The sequence below is a fragment of the Haemophilus haemolyticus genome (assembly GCF_003490935.1).
Lineage (GTDB): Bacteria > Pseudomonadota > Gammaproteobacteria > Enterobacterales > Pasteurellaceae > Haemophilus > Haemophilus haemolyticus_M.
Window position 1 is genome coordinate 1 of record NZ_QQGD01000019.1, and the last position, 727, is coordinate 727.

Below are 727 nucleotides of genomic sequence, written 5' to 3' on the forward strand. Positions count from 1 at the left end.
GCAAAAGAAAGCCGTGATTTTGAAGAATTCCACAAAACGAAAAGTGGCAGCCTTGCTAGAACGACCAAAACCAGTCTTGACCAACAACAATCGGTTACTCAAGTCGGCACACAGGTGAGCGGTAAAGAAGTGCTTCTTTCGGCAGGTCATGATGTGAAGGCGAAAGGCATTCAGGCTATTGCAGATGATAATCTCCATATTCAGGCAGGACATGATGTTGATATTGCAGCAGATACCAATCATTTCAAAAATAAGCGCGTGGAAACCAAGAAAACCAGAGGTGTGTTCACAGGTGGCGGTATTGGTTTTACCGTTGGTTCCCAATCAGAAAAACACGATTATGAGATAGAAGGTTGGACACAATCAGATGCACGTAGCACGCTAGGTTCAATGAATGGCAATATCAGGGTGAGTGCGGGTAATCATACAAATGTTCTTGGAACGGATATGATTACGCCAAACACGAATCGCATTGATATTGAAGGTGCCGCTGTGAAGGTAGAAGCGGGGAAAGATATTATTGAACGTAAAGAGGGGCATGAGTATAAACAATCTGGCGTGACGATTGCCTTGAGTACACCGGTGACCGATATGGCGCAAGCGGCTTATAACAGTGTGAATCGCAGCCAACAAGTCACCAATGGAAAACTCAAGGCACTTTATGCAGTGAAAGCCGCGGAAGAAGCGACAATGGCGGCTCAAAATGTGGGTAAGGTGGCAGAAACCT

Annotated in this window: 1 protein-coding gene; it reads left to right on the top strand. The window is 45.5% G+C overall.

The window, feature by feature from the left end; translation table 11 throughout:
* Positions 1–727 (top strand): hemagglutinin repeat-containing protein (locus tag DV417_RS09335; RefSeq protein WP_153063337.1); only part of this gene is annotated, 727 nt, incomplete at both ends.